Source organism: Mesorhizobium sp. M0601, assembly GCF_040320845.1.
GTDB lineage: Bacteria > Pseudomonadota > Alphaproteobacteria > Rhizobiales > Rhizobiaceae > Mesorhizobium.
The window spans coordinates 213,851-229,394 of record NZ_JAMYQK010000001.1; the positions used below are offsets into that span (position 1 = coordinate 213,851).

A 15,544-nucleotide genomic window follows, 5' to 3' on the forward strand; every position below is an offset into this window, starting at 1 on the left:
GCAAGCCGAAAACGGCCAAGACCGGGATTGCCCATGCAGAAGGCCGCCATCGAAAGGAACAATGAGGTGATCGCAGCCCAGCTTACGCCGGTCGGCCGCGAGACCGTGCAGGATCGCGTCTATTCGGAGCTGCGCCGCGCCTTGATCGGCGGCCTTTTCGAGCCGAGCCAGGTGCTAACCATCCGCGGCCTCGCCGACGCGCTGGTCACAAGCACCATGCCGGTGCGCGAGGCGCTCGGACGGCTGATCACCGAGAAGGCGCTGGAGGCGCTTCCCAACCGTTCGGTGCGCGTGCCGCCGATCACGCTGGAGCGCATCGACGACCTCTTGCGGGCCCGCTCCCTGATCGAGGGCGAAGCGATCGCCCTGGCCGCCACGCGCATGAACGCGCGCCAGATTGCTTCGGTCGAGGCCATGCTCGGCGAATGGGACGAGATGCGGGCGCTGAAGCACAAGAAGGATATCGACCGCGAGGCCACGCTCAACCAGAGCTTCCACTTCGAGATCTACCGTTGCTGCGGTTCCGCCGTGCTGATCCCGATGATCGAGAGCCTGTGGTTGCAATCCGGGCCTTGCATCCGCGTCGCCATCTACGCCTTCTCCGACGCCGGCGAGGTCGATACGGCCCACTACCACCGCAGCATCGTCGCAGCGCTTGCGAGGCAGGATGCGCAAGCGGCGCGCGAGGCGCTGGTGGCCGATATCAGCCGGCCCTTCGCCTTTCTGCGCGACAAGCTCCAATCCACAAGCAAGGAAGGATTGAGGGCATGACGGCGCCTGGCATCAGCATCACCGAGCCACGCTCGAAGCTTTCCGTGACCGCGCTTCTGTTGCCTGAAAAGGCGCCCGACAACGCCGCCTTCCTGCTGGCGTATCTCGAGCAGCCGCGCGTCGTTTCCGGCATCCATGCTATGTGGACGGGGCCGGAAATCTCCTGCCCGGTTCCATCAGCCGAACTTGAGGGCCAAACCTATGCCAGGCCCTTGCCGGCGGAGAACGCAACGCTGACGCCGCAGCCGGGCGACATCGTGTTGTCCTACGTGCCGCCGCGCATGTGGGGCGGCAACCCGAATGCCATCTTTGACGTCGGCCTGTTCTACGGAGCGGGTGCACGCCTGCTGTTCCCGATCGGCTGGCTTGCCGGAAGCGTCGTCGCGCAGGTGGTGCCTGAGGATCGCGACAAATTCGCAGCTGCTTGTGGCGTGATCCGCCGCAACGGTGCCTGCGACATCACCTTCACCCGGGTGGAGATCTGAATGGCTGAGACCGACGACAGTTTTGAGCTCTTCGACCTTCGCGTCGAGGCGGTTATCCCCGAGGGCAAGCCGATCTATTGCGGCGCCAAGCCCGGCGACTATTTCGAGTTGAAGGGCGAGATGCTGTCGATGCCAGCGGGGCAAGGTTTCTCGATCTATTCCATTGCGGCAGTGTTGCCGCTTCTGGCCGCAAAGCAGCGCCCGACCCACAGGAACGACTGGATGACGTCGGACGCCGAGATCGCTTGTCCGGATCCCAATTGTGCCAGCCGGCTGAGGATCGTCAGGACCGGCAAGCGGCGGTTCAGCCATGCCGAAACGACGGCGGTGCCGCTGCCGAAGGAGAATGACCGGAGATGACCGCCAAGGCTTTCGAGCTCAGCCCCGGCTATACGATCTCGCGCGTTATTCGCGGCGGCTGGCAGCTTGCCGGCGGGCACGGCGCGATCGACCGCCAACAGGCGGTAACCGACCTGATCGCCACCTTCGACGCCGGCATCAGGACCTATGATTGCGCCGATATCTATACCGGTGTCGAGGAGCTGATCGGCGCGGCACGCCTGCGCCTTGCCAATGAGCGTGGCCTTGATGCTGCCGCCAAGATGAAGGTGCACACCAAGCTAGTGCCTGACCTCGAACGGCTTTCCACGATCAGCCGCGACTACATCAGCAGCATCGTCGAGCAGTCGCTGCGGCGGCTGAAGACCGAGCGGCTCGATCTCGTGCAGTTCCACTGGTGGGACTATGCGCTGCCCGGCTATGTCGAAGCGATGGGCTGGCTCAACGAAATCCGCGGGGAAGGCAAGGTGCGCAACATCGGCACCACGAACTTCGACACGCCGCGGTTGGCCGAGATCCTGGCCGCCGGTGTGCCGCTGGTCAGCCAGCAATTGCAATACTCGGTGCTCGACCAGCGGCCAGCCAACAGCCTTGCAGCGCTCGCCAGCCGGCACGGCGTCAGTTTCCTCTGCTACGGTTCGGTGGCTGGCGGCTTCCTCAGCGAAAAATGGCTTGGCGCTGCCGAGCCGCAGACGCCGCTCGAAAACCGATCGCTGGTCAAATACAAGCTGATCATTGACGACTTTGGTGGCTGGGAGCTTTTCCAGGAGTTGCTTCGCACACTGAAGGCCGTCGCCGACCGCCACGGCGTCGATATCGCCACCATCGCGAGCGCCTGGGTGCTGGAGCAGCCGCAAGTGGCGGCCATCATCGTCGGCGCTCGCAACCAGGCGCACGCCCTTGCCAATGCCAGAATCATGGACGTCGCGCTCGATGCCGACGACTGGGCGAGGATCGCTGCCGTGATCGCGCAAAGCCGTGGGCCGCTGGGCGACGTCTACACTTTGGAACGCGACCGTCACGGCCGCCACGGCTCGATCATGCATTACAATTTGAATGCAGGCAGGAAATGAACGCGGCCATGGACGAAAAGCCCTCCTTGCTTTCCCGCGCCAGCGCCGAGGTGGTCGATCTCCACCGCTTCTTCGTCGACTGGTTCAATGCGGCGAGTGCGGACAATTCAGATTTCAGGCGCTTCGAACGCGTCATGGGCGAAGGCTTCCGCATGGTTGTGCCGGATGGCCAGGTCCTCGATCGTGACGCGGTGCTCGACCATGTCAGGGCAAGCCGCGCCACTTGTGACGGCAATTTCACCATCTCGATCGAGGAAATCCGGGCCGGCTGGCAACAAGGCGACACGATCGTCGTCAGCTACATCGAAGCGCAGCAGCGCGCCGGCAAACATAGCCGCCGCCGCTCAAGTGCCGTTTTCACCACCAGTTCATCGGCGCCCAACGGCGTCGAATGGCGACATCTGCATGAAACCTGGCTGCAGATGCCGGAAGGCTGAACAGGCTCAAGACATCAATGAGAGTCGTGTAACGAAAGGGGAACAACAATGAAAAAGACCATACTTCAGATCACCACCGCGCTCGCACTGCTGACAGCGGCCGGCGCAGCGCAAGCCGCCGATTGCAAGATCACCGTCGGCCTCGTCATGGAACTGACAGGCCCGGCCGGCGAGTACGGCCAGGCCGGCGCCAAATCGGTCGAGATGGCCTTCCGCGACATCAACGATGCGGGTGGCGTCCGCGGCTGCGATCTCGCAACCGACACGCGCGACAGCCAGAGCCAGGGCAACATTGCGGTCGACGCCGCGACGCAGCTCGTGCAGGTCAAGAAGGTGCCAGTGATCATCGGCGGCATCATCTCCTCGGTGTCGATCCCGATCCTGACCTCGGTCACCGCTCCGGCCAAGATAGTCCAGGTGTCGCCTGCTTCCTCGTCGCCGACGCTGACGGCGCTCGGGCGCGACGGCAAGACCAACGGCATCTTCTTCCGCACCATCACATCTGATGCGCTGCAGGGCGTCGCCGCCGCCAAATATGCCATCGACAAAGGCTTCAAGAAGCTGGCGGTCATCCACGTCAACAACGACTTCGGCGTCAACATGGTGGCGGAATTTTCGCGCGCCTATAAGGCACTCGGCGGCACCATCGTCTCCGACACGCCCTACAATGAAAAGCAGTCGAGCTATGCCTCGGAAGTGACGGCGGCGATGGCCGGCGAGCCCGACGGGCTTTATCTCGTCAGCACGCCTGTCGACGGCGCAACCATCGCCCGCACTTGGATTTCGCAGGGCGGTGTCCAGAAATTCCTGCTCAATGACGGCATGAACAGCCCGGACTTCATCGAATCCGTTGGCGCGGATTATCTGAAGGATGCGTACGGCACTTCCTCCGGCACCAGCCCGACCGCATCGACCGAGTATTTCACCAAGAACTATAAGGAATTTTCGGGCATCGAACCGTCGAACCCGGCGGCCGACCGGTCGTATGATGCCGGCGCCATCGTCGGCCTGGCCATCGCCATTGCGGGCTCCGAGGATCCGGCCAAGATCAAGGAGGCGATGTACAAGGCGGTCGACCCGGCCGGCACGCCGATCTATGCCGGCAAGGATGAGTTCGCCAAGGCGCTCGGCCTGATCAAGGATGGCAAGCCGATCCGCTACGAAGGCGTCATCGGCCCGGTCGCCTTCGACAAATACGGCGACATCACCGGCCCGTTCCGCCTCTGGAAGATCGTCGACGGCAAGGTGACGACCGACGGCGAAATGACGACGGATGACGTCAACGCCCTGCAGGCGAAGCTTCAGTAAGCCGCCCATGTCTTGTCCGGCATCGATCCCATTCCATTGAGGTTGATGCCGGACACTTGCATGTCCTGTTGCTGGTCAGGCCGGCCTGGAAACGACCACCGCACCAGCCCAGAGCGGCCTCGGTTCAACGCAGCTTTGACACCACCCACGGTCGAGCCGACGAGATCGGCAATCTCTTCCAGCGAATAGTCGAAGACATCCTTGAGCAGGACGCAGGCGCGCTCCTTGGGCGGCAGATGGATCACCAGCCGCTCGATGGCGCGATCCGCGCCCTGGCCCGCCGTCCAGCGAAATGAAGCTGCCCACGATCAATTTTCTCATCGCGTGTCTCCGGTTGCGCAACAGGCATCCAGTCGGATCCAAGAACCGGCGCAAACGAACCGGCCCGACGGATGACCACAGGATGCTTGCCTGAGACGTTTCCGGTTCGACTTTGGATACGCGTGAGGACCGTTTGAGCTAATAAAGCGGCTCGGCCATGTGCCGGGGGGTCGGCCATTCCGTCGTTATCCCCGGCTGCACCGGCCGCTCGAGATAGGTCGACAGGACCACATAGCTTCGGGTCGAGGTGACGCCGGGTGTTTCGTAGAGGCGCGACAGCAGGCCCTCGAGCGCCCGCGTGTCCTCGGTGCGGACCTTGATCAGCATGCATGTGTCGCCGGCCACCGAATGGATCTCCTCGACTTCGGGGTGTTCGGAGATTGCCATCAGCTCCGGCGTCTTTCCCCACCCCTTTGTGTCGATATGGACGAAGGCAAGCAGCGGCTTGTGCACCGCCTTGGGATCGATGATGACCGCGGTGTTGCGGATGGCGCCGCTGCGCCGGAGGCGCTTGACGCGTTCATGGGCTGCCGGCGGTGAAAGGCCGACGCGGTCGCCGAGCTCGGCATAGCTGATCGTGGCGTCGTCGACCAGAACGCCTAATATTTTTCGGTCGGTTGCATCGATATCGCGGGCGGCGGGCCTGTTCTGCGGAATGCCATCTGTTTCTTCATCCATATTAAAATTCCCGATTGATGCAGAATTTAATACGGCCATTATTGCCATATGTCGAACACTGATCAAGTCGCAACATTTACAGCAAGGCCGCCTATCCCGGCCCTCGCTTACCTCCTCACCGGATGCATTGCCGTGATCGGCTCGAACTCGCTGGTGCTCGGTCCGATCGCACCGGCGGTGGCCGCGTCCTTCGGCACAAGCGTGCCGGCGGTTATGATCGCGTCCGCCGCGTTCGGGCTCGGTACGTCGGCGAGCGCCTTGTTCCTGGCGCGCTATATCGATCGGCTTGGCGCCCGTCGCATGCTGCAAGGGGCGTTGCTGCTGCTGGCGATAGCGCTCGTCGCCAGCGCCGCTGCGCCGACCGTGACGACGCTGGTCGCGGCCCAGCTTCTCGCCGGCATCGCTGCAGGTGTCGCCATGCCGGCAATCTATGCCAGCTCCGCCGCGATTGCGCCGCCCGGTCGTGAAAGCGGCACCATAGGCGTCGTGCTGACCGGCTGGACGCTGAGCATGGTCGCCGGCGTTTCGCTGTCGGCCGTACTTGCCGATCTGGTGCATTGGCGCGCCGTTTTCGCGGCGGTCGCGGTGCTCGCAGCACTCGCATTGGCAAGCCTGGCGCTGACGTCGCTGAGCGATGTCAGGAAGAGCGGTCCGGCACCGACGCCGCTGGGTGCGTTGGCCGTTCCGGGCATAGTGCCGCTGCTGGTCGCCTGCGCCGCCTTCATGACCGCGTTCTACGGCATCTACGGCTATCTTGGCGATCACCTTCACAACGGCTTGGGACGGCCGGTCAGCGCGAACGGGCTGGCCACGCTCGCCTATGGTGTCGGCTTTGGCGCGGCGGCGCTCCTTGACGGCGTTATCGATCGCCTGGGTGCGCGGCGTGTCATGCCGTTTGCCTACCTGCTCGTCGCGGTCGTCTATGTCGCGATTGCCGCGGCAAGCAGTAGTTTTCATCTGACCATAGCGGTGATAGCCGTCTGGGGCCTTGCCAATCATTTCGGGCTGAACGTGCTGGTGATGCGCCTGTCGGCGCTCGACCCTGCGCGCCGCGGCACGATCATGGGTTTGAACAGCGCGGTGACCTATCTTGCGGTGTTCGTCGGCACCACGGCGTTCGGACCGCTCTATTCCACGTTCGGTTTTGCGGCATCGGCGGTGGTTGCAGCCTTGCTCATGCTAATCGCTGCTGCGGCAGCGGCGTGGCGTTCGCCGAAGCTATAGCACAGCAAGGCTTGCGTCTCGGTCCCGTCCTTCGATAGATGCTTGGTGGATGGACAATACAACGCTTGAGACAACCGCCGACCCCTTGCCGCACGAGCTGGCTTTTCTCGGAGAGCGGCTTGCGGCGTTCAACGACAGTGATGTCGGCGCCTCCTGCAGGAAGGCATTGGCCGTGTTCGTGCGCGATGAGCACGGCGCTATTGTCGCCGGCATCTCGGGATACACCGCCTGGGGCTGGCTCTATGTGCAATGGCTCTGGGTCAATGAAAAACTGCGCGGTCACCGCATGGCCGGCAGGATGCTCGAGGCGGCCGAGAGGGAGGCGATCGCGCGCGACTGTCGCGGCGCCTGGATCGACACGTTCAATCCCAAGGCCGCCAAGGCCTATGAGCGCCAGGGCTATCAGCCCTTCGGCGTGCTTGCCGATTTTCCCGTCGGCCGCAGCCGCATCTTCCTGCAGAAGAGGCTGAAGCCTGACTAGCCGGCAAGGCGTCCGCCGCACATCGGCTTTGGCACGCCGGTCGTACTGGGGAAGCTGATCGGCAAGCCCCTGAGCACGCGCACTGCCAGGAACGCAAAACACTCCGCCTCCACCGCATCGCCCTTCCAGCCAAGCGCCTCGGCCGGAACCGCTTCGACGCCAGCGCGGCTGGCAAGCATGGCCATGATCGTTGGGTTGTGTCGACCGCCACCGCTGACCACCAGCCGCTTCGGCCGGCGCGGCAGAAGATCGAGCGCCTTGCCGACGGCGGCCGCGGTGAAGGCCGTCAGCAGGGCTGCGCCGTCCTCGGCGTTCATTCCGTCCGCCATTGAGGCGCCGAAATCGAAACGGTCCAGCGATTTCGGGTAGGGTTTGGTCAAATACGGATGCTGCAGGAGCTTGGCCAGCCGCGCTTCGTCGACCGTGCCGGCGCGGGCAAGGGCGCCGTCGCGGTCCATTTCGCCGAGCCCCTTCGATTTGATGAAATCGTTCAGCGGTGCGTTGGCGGGCCCGGTGTCGAAGGCAACAACATTGTCCGTGCCATCCCACCAGGTGATGTTGGCGACGCCGCCGAGATTGAGCACCGCCGTGTCGCCGGTGGCGTCGGCTTCGCGCAGCAGCGCGGCGTGATAGGCGGCCGACAGCGGCGCGCCCTGGCCGCCGGCGCGCATGTCGGCCGAGCGGAAGTCATAGGCGACCCTGGTGCCAAGGATGGCATGCATCAGCTCGCCGTCGCCAAGCTGGCGGGTCTGGCCCAGTCGGCCCACTTGCGGGGCACGGTGCAGCACGGTCTGGCCGTGGAAGCCGACGACCCCTATATCGGCCATCGTCAGCCCGTGGCTTTCGACCAGATCCTTGACTGCCGCGGACTGGGCGCGCGTCAGCGCTTCCTCTGCCTCGTCGAAGATTGCCGGTTCCGGCCCTGTGAAATTCCAGCTCCTTGCCTGCCGCAGCGTCTCTTCCAGCAAGGTCCGGATCGACTGCGGGTAGGGGGCAAGCGTGTAGATGCCGAAGTCGTCAATCCGTTCGCCGTCGGTCTTGATCAGCGCGACATCGATATTGCCGTCCAGCACGGTGCCGGTCATCAGGCCGACGGCCCACATGGGTTCGCCATTTTTCGGATTCATGGTTGTCAGGCTCCGTTGACGAGATCGCCGACCGCTTGGCGAAGCGCTACGATCCCGCTGTTGAAATGACGTGTCGGATGGATCCGGTTGGTGAGCAAGGTCCAGGCTCTGCCTTTGTCGAAGTCGACCCACAGCCCGACACCGGTAAAGCCGGTATGCCCGATGGTTTCGGGGCTGCATAACCGGCCGCCGGACCAGCCTTCGTAGGGTCGCTCCCAGCCATGGGTGCGGGTTGCCGACAAGGGCGTGCGCATTAGCGCGATCGAACGCTGCGACGCGCCGGTCCCGTCCAGCAGCCCTTGCGCAAAGTCGAGGACCGAAGCCGCCGTTCCGAACAGGCCGGCGTGACCGGCACCTTGCAAGGCCGAGCAATTGTCGTCGTGGACTTCGCCGCAGAGCACGCGATGACGCCATGTGCAGTCTTCGGTCGCCGCCGCTTGATCTGGTTCGGCGGAGAACGCGAAGCCCGGACCGGGATCCATCTCGCGAATGGTCTTGCCAGACAGGCGCTCTAGGACGAAGCCGAGCAGGATGAAGTTGATATCAGAATAGACCGGCTCGCCAGCCTGCCATTCGCGCTGCAGGATGAAGGCGCGCAGCAGGTCCGGATCGTGGCCATAGGTGTAGATCGGCGCGACGGCGGGAAACGGTGTCTGATGGCCGAGACACTGGCGAAACGTTACGTTCCGTTCCCAGGCTTTTTCGTCATATTGGCGAAGGTCGGACAGGACGGAAATCAGCGGCGCGTCGAGGTCGACGACGCCTTCTTCCGCCAGTGCCAGGATACGCGACGTGGTGAAGATGACTTTGGTCAGGGAGGCCAGGTCGAACCATGTCCCGACATGCATCGGCGGTATCTTGGGCACGACTTGGGCTGAGCCGATTGCCCGGACGATGCGTTCGCCGTCCCCGTCAACTATGCCGAGCACGCAGCCCGGAATGCGCGATGCGGCCACGGCCGCTTCGAGCGGGGCGAATGCGCGGGAGAAGAAATCATGGTCGATCAACTACGCCTCCGTTTGGAAGGCAGCGAGGGGCTGTCCGTCTGACTCTGCATGCTTTCGAGCGACAATCATCACGCTTCCACCCGTGCCCTATGATCCGGCCCGAATTGCTGCCAATTGGCCGGCCCCGGCTCAAACCCCAGCGGACGCACGAGCGAGGGGACCTGGCGCGTGTCCAGCTCGAAACGTTCATGCCGCCGGTCTATAGTAGGAACGGCCGCGATAAGCTGTTTGGTATAGGAGTGCTTCGGCTCCGAGAGCACCGATCTGGCATCGCCGATCTCGACGATCTGGCCGGCATAGATGACCGCGATGCGATGGGCGATCCGCTCGACGACAGCCATGTCATGCGAGATGAACAGATAGGCCAGCCCGAATTCACGCTGCAGCTCGATCAAAAGCTCCAACACCCTGGCCTGCACCGACACATCGAGCGCCGAAACCGCTTCGTCGAGGACGACAACCGAAGGATTGAGCATCAGCGCGCGAGCGATGCACAGGCGTTGCCGCTGGCCGCCGGAGAATTCGTGCGGATAGCGCTGCAGGCTGTTTTCCGGAAGGCCGACGCGTTTCAGCAGCGCGGCCATTTTCGCCCGCGTTTCAGCAGTTATCCGTCCGCCGGTAGCGATCACAGGCTCTGCGAGGATGCTTTGGATGGTGAGTCTGGGATTGAGCGAGCCATAGGGATTCTGGAACACCATCTGCATGGGAAGGGCGCTCTGCCCGGTGACGGGCTTGCGCGCGCTGGCCGAGATCGTGCCGCGCGTCGAGCGCACCAGCCCCAGAATCGCGCGGGCGGTGGTGGACTTTCCGGAACCGCTCTCGCCGACGACCGCCAATGTCTCGCCCGGCATTAGCTCGAAATCCACACCGTCCACGGCATGGACGGCACCGCTGGTACGGCTGAAAAACCCAGCCTTGACCGGAAACCGCACTACGAGGCCATCGACCTTCAGCGCCGGCTCGGCAGCTTTTTGCGTTTCGCGTTGCACGTCCTTGCGTGCGGCACTGCCGCCGGCGAAATGCGGCACCGCATGAAGCAGATGCCGCGTATAGGGATGCCGCGGATCGTCCAATATCTGGTTCAATGCGCCCTGCTCGACAGCTTCTCCGCCTTGCATCACCATCACCTTGTCGGCGATGCCTGCAACCAGACCGATGTCGTGGGTGATGAAGATCATCGACATCCCGGTTTCCTGCTTCAACTCGGCGAGCAGCGCCATGATCTGCGCCTGCACCGTAACATCCAGCGCCGTCGTTGGCTCGTCGGCAATGAGCAGGCGCGGGTTGCACGCAATCGCCATGGCGATCATCACCCGCTGCAGCATGCCGCCCGAAAGCTGGTTGGGCGTGTATTTCAGCCGCCGTGCAGCGTCGGGAATACGCACGCGGTCGAGCGCGTCCTTGGCCGCCGCCGTCGCTCGCCGGCCGGTCAGGCCGCGATGCAGGCGAAACGATTCCTCGATCTGCCTGCCGATGGTCAGCACCGGATTGAGCGAGGTCATCGGCTCCTGGAAGATCATGCCGATTTCGCCGCCGCGGATCTTCGTCAATTGCGGCTCGGCTGCGGCTGTCAGGTCGAAGGTGCTGCCGTCGGCCCGCCTCAGCTTGATCGACCCGCCGGTGATGCGGCCGCCGCCATAATCGACGAGGCGATTGATCGACAGCGCCGTGACCGACTTGCCCGAGCCGCTTTCGCCGACGATGGCCAGCGTTTCGCCGTCGGCGAGATCGAAGCTGACGCCGCGCACGACCTCATTGGCTTGCGGGTTGCGACCGAAGCCGACGCGCAATCCGCTGACGGACAGCAGCGGGATCATGCGATCGATCTCCGCATCTTCGGGTCGAGGACATCGCGCAACGCATCGCCGAGCAGGTTGAAACCGAGGATGCCGATCATGATCGCCACGCCCGGGAAGATCATCAGCCAGGGAGCTGTCTCCATCAGATTGCGGCTGTCGCTCAGCATCAGGCCGAGCGACGCCGCGGGCGGCTGCGTGCCGAGCCCGAGGAAGCTTAAGCCGGCTTCGGTCAGCAGTGCCCAGGCCAGCGCCAGCGTCACCTGAACCGTCAGTGGCGCCACCAGATTGAGCAGCAGATGCCGTGTTACGATATAGCCCGCACTGCTGCCGAACGTGCGGGCCGCGTCGACGAACTCGCGCGCCTTGAGCGACAGAGCCGGACCTCGCACGACGCGCGTGAAGATCGGTGTGTAGACGACGGCGATGGCAATGACGCTGGTCGAGGTTCCCGGTCCCGCAACCGCGACGATCAGCAGCGCCAGCAGGATCGCCGGGAACGCCAGCACAACGTCCATGATGCGCATCACCATGCCGTCCCAGCGGCGCCCGAACCAGGCTGCCGCCAGCCCGAGCACGGTGCCGGCCAGTGTCGCAAAGGCGACCGAAAAGAAGGCCACGATGAAGGACTGGTCGATCCCGGTCATCAGCCGACTTGCGACATCGCGGCCGAACAGGTCCGTGCCCATCCAGTAGATGCCGTCAGGCGCATGCAGTCGCTCGACCCGGTGCTGCGTCAACGGATTGTGCGGCGTCAGCCCCAGCATGCCAAGCACGGCAAGCAGCAGATAAAGCGCAACGATGGCACCGCCGATCCGGCCGCTGGGATGCGCAAATATAGCCCGCAATGTCGCCATCAGTGCTCGCTTAGCCGGATACGCGGGTCGAGCGCGACATAGGCGAGGTCGACGAGGAGATTGACGATCATGAAGTTGAAGGCGATGAATAGCACGCTTCCCTGCACCAGCGCGTAGTCGCGCTGCAGGATGGCATCCAGCACCATGCGGCCGAGACCGGGCAGCGCATAGATCTGCTCGACGATGACAGCTCCGCCCAGGAGGTAGCCGAACTCTATGCCGCTCAGCGTCACGACCGGGATGAGCGCGTTGGGCAAAGCATGCCGCCAGATGACGCCGCGCGCCGAAACGCCCTTGCTGCGCGCCGTCCTGACATAGTCGTCGCTGAGCACATCGAGCATCGCCGAACGCGATATGCGGGTCACCGAAGCCGCGAAGGCAAATCCAAGCGTGACCGCAGGCAGCAACAGCTGGCCGAGATTGCGCAGCGGATCCTGCCACAGCGGCGAAAACTCGCCCATCGCCGGCAAAACGCCAAACCCCGCCGACAGCGTGTAGATGATCAGCAGGGCAAGGACGAAGTTCGGCGTCGACTGCCCGATCATTGCGACAACGCGCACGCCGAGGTCGGATAGCTTTTCATTATGGGTGGCGGCAAAAATCCCGGCCGGCATGCCGACAACCAGGGCGATGATCATCGACAGCAAGGCGAGTTCCAGCGTTAGCGGGAAACGCTCGAGGATGACGTCGAGCACCGGCCTGCCATAGGTGGACGAAATGCCGAGATTACCTTGGAAAAGACCAAGCAGCCAGCGCCAGTATTGGATGAACCAGGGCTGGTCGATGCCGAAATAAGCTGCAAGCGCATCGCGCTGCTGCGGCGTCAGCAGGCCGGCTTCGGTCCCCAGCATTGCCGTGATCGAATCGCCCGGAACCATCCTGATCGCCAGGAACACCACGATGGACACGCCAAGCAGGACGAGAGGGAAGGTCGCCAGTCGCCGCATCAGATAGTTCACGCGAAGAATATCCTCTCGTCCGGCATCAAAGCAGCTACTGGATCGTCACCTTGGCGAGGCTGAACAGCGAACCTGTCGGCACCGGTTCGAATCCTGCGATATTCTTCTGCTGTGCCGTGTAGCTGTAGGACGTGTAGAGCCAGATCCAGGGCGACATCTCAGTGATGTGCTTCTCGAAGTCGGCGAAGATCGCTTTGCGCGCTGCCGGGTCGGTCTCGGTGCGGCCCTTCTGCATAAGACTGTCCAGCGTGTCGTCGACATAGTTCGCCACCTTCTGCAGATTGCCCGTCTTGGTCCAGTAGCGGTTGTACATAGTGTAGGGATCGGCCCTGCCGCCGTTCAGCGCGACGGCCATGTCGAAATCGCCCTTCAGCCAGGCGTCGACATAGACGTTGAGCTCCATCATCTTGATGTCGAGCTTGACGCCGATTTCTGCGAGTTGCGACTGGATGACCTGGGCTTCCGCCGCTGCCGTCGGCGGCTCGCCGGTGGCGCCGATCACGGTCGCCGAAAAGCCGTCGGCATACCCGGCTTCGGCCATCAACTGCTTGGCCTTCTCAATGTCGCGCTTATAGCAGAACAACTGCTTCGGATCGGTCGCCAGTGCCGGGATGGTCAGCGGGCCGGTGACCTTGCCTTCGCCGAGCGAGGCGGTGTCCAGCACTTCCTGCCGGTCGATGGCGCAGGAAATCGCCTGACGCACCTTGAGTTCGGTCATCGGTTTGCGGGAGGGATTGAGCTGCAGCACGTGATAGGCAAGCACCGGCACGCGGTTCAACTGCAGGCTGGCTTCCTTGGGCACCAGCGTGGCGACAAGCGGATCGTTGAGCAGGGCAAAATCGATCTGCTTGGTGCGCATCGCCGCCAGGATCGCCGTCTCGTCCGGCAGCACGCTGATATCGATGCCGTCGACGCCGGTCGCGCCGCCTGCCCAGTCCTTGTTGGCGACAAGCACTTCCTTGGAATTCGGATCCCATTTTTCGAGCTTGAACGGACCCGAGCCGATCGTTGTCGTGCCGATCGAGCCAGTCGCGATTTCGCTTGCCGGGACGATCGCCGCGTTGACGTCGCTCATCGCCGTCAGGATCGGCACATCCGGCTGCGAGAGGTGGAACACGACGGTGGCTGGATCGGGCGTGTCGATGCTGGCGATCGAGAGAAAGTTCGCGCGCGCCGCAGCACCCGTCTTCTCGTCGAGTATGCGCTCGAACGATGCCTTGACGTCGGCCGAGGTCACGGCGGCGCCGTTCTGGAATTTTGCTTTCGGATTGAGCTTGAAGCTCAGCTCCTTGCCGCCCGGCGAGAACTGCCATGAATCGGCAATCGCGGGCGTGATTTGCAGGTTTGCGTCGAGCCGCACCAGCGGTTCGTAGATCAGCTCCAGCAGCCGCAGTGAGGAGAATGCCGTCTGCTTGTGCGGATCAAGACCGGTGGCGTCCTGCGACCACGCCATATGCAGCGTCGCCGCACTCGCCTGCACCGGTAGCGCGGCGATGCCAACCATTGCCGCGAGCGTCATGCCGGAAAGCAGTTTCTTGCCAATGTGCCGTACCATTGTCGTCTCCCATTATTGTTAAACCAGATGCCTTGCAGTTCCCCGGACCGCTTCAAAGGGACACACGCCCCGGAACATCGGCCCAGTATCCATGCGGTTTTACACCGTCTTTTCGCCTATCGCCTTGCGCAGGAAACCTCCCGCGTTGGCAAGCGCCTTACGTGCTTCTTCGACACCCATGCCGGTGATCGTCACGAGGATTGCCAGTTTTACATCATTGCCGGTCTGGTCGAGTGCCTGTCGTGCCTGCTGTGCCGCGCAGCCGGTCGTCTGCATCACGATCCTGACCGCCCTTGCGACAAGCTTCTTGTTGCTTGGATTGAGGTCAACCATCAGGTTCTGATAGCTCTTGCCGATGCGGATCATACTGGCGGTGGACAGCATATTGAGCACCAGCTTTTGCGCGGTTCCCGATTTCAGCCGGGTCGAGCCGGTGAGGACCTCCGGGCCAACCACCGGAGAGATGGCAATATCGGCAATGCCGGCAATGGTCGATCGAGGATTGCAGGACAACGCCACGGTGGTGGCTCCCACCTCCTTGGCATAGGTCAGGCCGCCGATGACATAAGGTGTGCGTCCGCTGACAGCGATGCCGACCACCACGTCGTCGGCGGTCAGCTTGATGTCCTGCAGCGCCTTTATTCCCTGTTTCGGATCGTCCTCGGCGCCTTCCGCAGAGTGCACCAGCGCGTCGACGCCGCCGGCGATCAGGCCCACCACCATGTCCTCGGGTACGCCGAAGGTCGGCGGGCATTCCGAGGCGTCAAGGACGCCGAGCCGGCCGCTGGTGCCAGCCCCCATATAGACAAGGCGTGCACCGTCCTGGAACGCGCTCACGATCCGGTCCACGGCCGCAGCAATATCGGGGATGACCTTCTCGACGGCTGCCGCAACGCCTTTGTCCTCGTCATTGATCTTGCGCAGCACCTCGAGGGTCGGCAACAGATCGATGTCCATGGTTTTCGGGTTCCGGTCCTCGGAAACCAGCCGCTCCAGCTCCGACATCAACCCTTGTTCGACCACTTCGCTTACTTTCAAGTGCGACTGCGAGCAGGACTGTGATGCCCACAGCAAGCGGCGTCCAGTGCCTGCACCTGGCCGTCGGCTCCGTACCGGCTGCGCCGGT

Annotated in this window: 17 protein-coding genes; 8 read left to right on the forward strand and 9 right to left on the reverse strand. The window is 63.3% G+C overall.

What is annotated here, in order from left to right; genetic code table 11:
- The first annotated feature begins 33 nt into the window (after window positions 1-33).
- Genes NKI41_RS01130 through NKI41_RS01155 form a run of 6 tightly spaced genes read left to right on the forward strand, consistent with a single transcriptional unit; the run spans window position 34 to window position 4,413 of the window.
- Window positions 34-771 carry a GntR family transcriptional regulator gene (locus tag NKI41_RS01130; RefSeq protein ID WP_352472220.1) on the forward strand — a complete coding sequence of 246 codons (738 nt, stop codon included), beginning with the start codon at window positions 34-36 and terminating at the stop codon, window positions 769-771.
- Window positions 768-1,256, forward strand: coding sequence for a DUF3830 family protein (locus NKI41_RS01135; protein ID WP_352452384.1), 489 nt, complete (start codon window positions 768-770; stop codon window positions 1,254-1,256). Before NKI41_RS01130 ends, NKI41_RS01135 begins: the two co-directional genes overlap by 4 nt.
- Window positions 1,257-1,616 carry a TIGR04076 family protein gene (locus NKI41_RS01140; protein WP_352472221.1) on the forward strand — a complete coding sequence of 120 codons (360 nt, stop codon included), beginning with the start codon at window positions 1,257-1,259 and terminating at the stop codon, window positions 1,614-1,616.
- A complete protein-coding gene (locus NKI41_RS01145; protein WP_352472223.1) occupies window positions 1,613-2,668 on the forward strand; it encodes an aldo/keto reductase in 1,056 nt (351 codons plus the stop codon). The genes NKI41_RS01140 and NKI41_RS01145 overlap by 4 nt, the downstream gene beginning before the upstream one ends.
- An 8-nt stretch (window positions 2,669-2,676) precedes the next feature.
- Window positions 2,677-3,105, forward strand: coding sequence for a DUF4440 domain-containing protein (locus NKI41_RS01150; RefSeq protein WP_352472224.1), 429 nt, complete (start codon window positions 2,677-2,679; stop codon window positions 3,103-3,105).
- A 48-nt stretch (window positions 3,106-3,153) separates the two neighbouring features.
- On the forward strand, window positions 3,154-4,413 hold the full coding sequence (locus NKI41_RS01155) for an ABC transporter substrate-binding protein (protein ID WP_352472226.1): 1,260 nt from the start codon (window positions 3,154-3,156) through the stop codon (window positions 4,411-4,413).
- Here NKI41_RS01155 and NKI41_RS01160 read toward each other — a convergent pair.
- Together NKI41_RS01160 and NKI41_RS01165 are read right to left on the reverse strand one after the other, a co-directional pair.
- Window positions 4,407-4,670 (reverse strand): sigma-70 region 4 domain-containing protein, encoded by a 264-nt coding sequence (locus tag NKI41_RS01160; protein ID WP_352503014.1) that lies wholly within the window; start codon window positions 4,668-4,670, stop codon window positions 4,407-4,409. The two genes, NKI41_RS01155 and NKI41_RS01160, sit on opposite strands and share 7 nt — an antisense overlap.
- Window positions 4,671-4,872: 202 nt before the next feature.
- Window positions 4,873-5,412 carry an Lrp/AsnC family transcriptional regulator gene (locus tag NKI41_RS01165; RefSeq protein WP_352680974.1) on the reverse strand — a complete coding sequence of 180 codons (540 nt, stop codon included), beginning with the start codon at window positions 5,410-5,412 and terminating at the stop codon, window positions 4,873-4,875.
- A gap of 48 nt (window positions 5,413-5,460) precedes the next feature.
- Here NKI41_RS01165 and NKI41_RS01170 point away from each other — a divergent pair, with 48 nt between their 5' ends.
- A complete protein-coding gene (locus NKI41_RS01170; RefSeq protein WP_352680976.1) occupies window positions 5,461-6,636 on the forward strand; it encodes an MFS transporter in 1,176 nt (391 codons plus the stop codon).
- A gap of 49 nt (window positions 6,637-6,685) precedes the next feature.
- On the forward strand, window positions 6,686-7,117 hold the full coding sequence (locus NKI41_RS01175) for a GNAT family N-acetyltransferase (RefSeq protein ID WP_352502980.1): 432 nt from the start codon (window positions 6,686-6,688) through the stop codon (window positions 7,115-7,117).
- Here NKI41_RS01175 and NKI41_RS01180 read toward each other — a convergent pair.
- The 7 genes from NKI41_RS01180 to murQ all read right to left on the reverse strand — a co-directional run bounded on the left by NKI41_RS01180 (window position 7,114) and on the right by murQ (window position 15,441).
- The gene (locus NKI41_RS01180) at window positions 7,114-8,244 is read right to left on the reverse strand and encodes an anhydro-N-acetylmuramic acid kinase (RefSeq protein WP_352542249.1); all 1,131 of its coding nucleotides are present in this window, start codon (window positions 8,242-8,244) and stop codon (window positions 7,114-7,116) included. The two genes, NKI41_RS01175 and NKI41_RS01180, sit on opposite strands and share 4 nt — an antisense overlap.
- Window positions 8,245-8,249: 5 nt before the next feature.
- The gene (locus NKI41_RS01185; protein ID WP_352680979.1) at window positions 8,250-9,251 is read right to left on the reverse strand and encodes a serine hydrolase domain-containing protein; all 1,002 of its coding nucleotides are present in this window, start codon (window positions 9,249-9,251) and stop codon (window positions 8,250-8,252) included.
- A gap of 68 nt (window positions 9,252-9,319) precedes the next feature.
- On the reverse strand, window positions 9,320-11,068 hold the full coding sequence (locus tag NKI41_RS01190) for an ABC transporter ATP-binding protein (protein ID WP_352502983.1): 1,749 nt from the start codon (window positions 11,066-11,068) through the stop codon (window positions 9,320-9,322).
- Window positions 11,065-11,904, reverse strand: a complete 840-nt coding sequence (locus NKI41_RS01195) for an ABC transporter permease (protein WP_352502984.1) — start codon at window positions 11,902-11,904, stop codon at window positions 11,065-11,067. The genes NKI41_RS01190 and NKI41_RS01195 overlap by 4 nt, the downstream gene beginning before the upstream one ends.
- On the reverse strand, window positions 11,904-12,863 hold the full coding sequence (locus tag NKI41_RS01200; RefSeq protein ID WP_352502985.1) for an ABC transporter permease: 960 nt from the start codon (window positions 12,861-12,863) through the stop codon (window positions 11,904-11,906). Before NKI41_RS01200 ends, NKI41_RS01195 begins: the two co-directional genes overlap by 1 nt.
- A gap of 34 nt (window positions 12,864-12,897) precedes the next feature.
- On the reverse strand, window positions 12,898-14,418 hold the full coding sequence (locus NKI41_RS01205; protein ID WP_352502986.1) for an ABC transporter substrate-binding protein: 1,521 nt from the start codon (window positions 14,416-14,418) through the stop codon (window positions 12,898-12,900).
- A gap of 99 nt (window positions 14,419-14,517) precedes the next feature.
- Window positions 14,518-15,441, reverse strand: a complete 924-nt coding sequence (gene murQ / locus NKI41_RS01210; protein WP_352542256.1) for an N-acetylmuramic acid 6-phosphate etherase — start codon at window positions 15,439-15,441, stop codon at window positions 14,518-14,520.
- Window positions 15,442-15,544: the final 103 nt, after the last annotated feature.

Excerpts from the sequence above, each read along its gene's own strand:
- NKI41_RS01130 (WP_352472220.1), top strand. The coding sequence starts at position 34 with ATGCAGAAGGCCGCCATCGAAAGGAACAATGAGGTGATCGCAGCCCAG.
- NKI41_RS01135 (WP_352452384.1), top strand. The coding sequence starts at position 768 with ATGACGGCGCCTGGCATCAGCATCACCGAGCCACGCTCGAAGCTTTCC.
- NKI41_RS01140 (WP_352472221.1), top strand. The coding sequence starts at position 1,257 with ATGGCTGAGACCGACGACAGTTTTGAGCTCTTCGACCTTCGCGTCGAG.
- NKI41_RS01145 (WP_352472223.1), top strand. The coding sequence starts at position 1,613 with ATGACCGCCAAGGCTTTCGAGCTCAGCCCCGGCTATACGATCTCGCGC.
- NKI41_RS01150 (WP_352472224.1), top strand. The coding sequence starts at position 2,677 with ATGGACGAAAAGCCCTCCTTGCTTTCCCGCGCCAGCGCCGAGGTGGTC.
- NKI41_RS01155 (WP_352472226.1), top strand. The coding sequence starts at position 3,154 with ATGAAAAAGACCATACTTCAGATCACCACCGCGCTCGCACTGCTGACA.
- NKI41_RS01165 (WP_352680974.1), bottom strand. The coding sequence starts at position 5,412 with ATGGATGAAGAAACAGATGGCATTCCGCAGAACAGGCCCGCCGCCCGC.
- NKI41_RS01170 (WP_352680976.1), top strand. The coding sequence starts at position 5,461 with ATGTCGAACACTGATCAAGTCGCAACATTTACAGCAAGGCCGCCTATC.
- NKI41_RS01175 (WP_352502980.1), top strand. The coding sequence starts at position 6,686 with ATGGACAATACAACGCTTGAGACAACCGCCGACCCCTTGCCGCACGAG.
- NKI41_RS01180 (WP_352542249.1), bottom strand. The coding sequence starts at position 8,244 with ATGAATCCGAAAAATGGCGAACCCATGTGGGCCGTCGGCCTGATGACC.
- NKI41_RS01190 (WP_352502983.1), bottom strand. The coding sequence starts at position 11,068 with ATGATCCCGCTGCTGTCCGTCAGCGGATTGCGCGTCGGCTTCGGTCGC.
- NKI41_RS01195 (WP_352502984.1), bottom strand. The coding sequence starts at position 11,904 with ATGGCGACATTGCGGGCTATATTTGCGCATCCCAGCGGCCGGATCGGC.
- NKI41_RS01205 (WP_352502986.1), bottom strand. The coding sequence starts at position 14,418 with ATGGTACGGCACATTGGCAAGAAACTGCTTTCCGGCATGACGCTCGCG.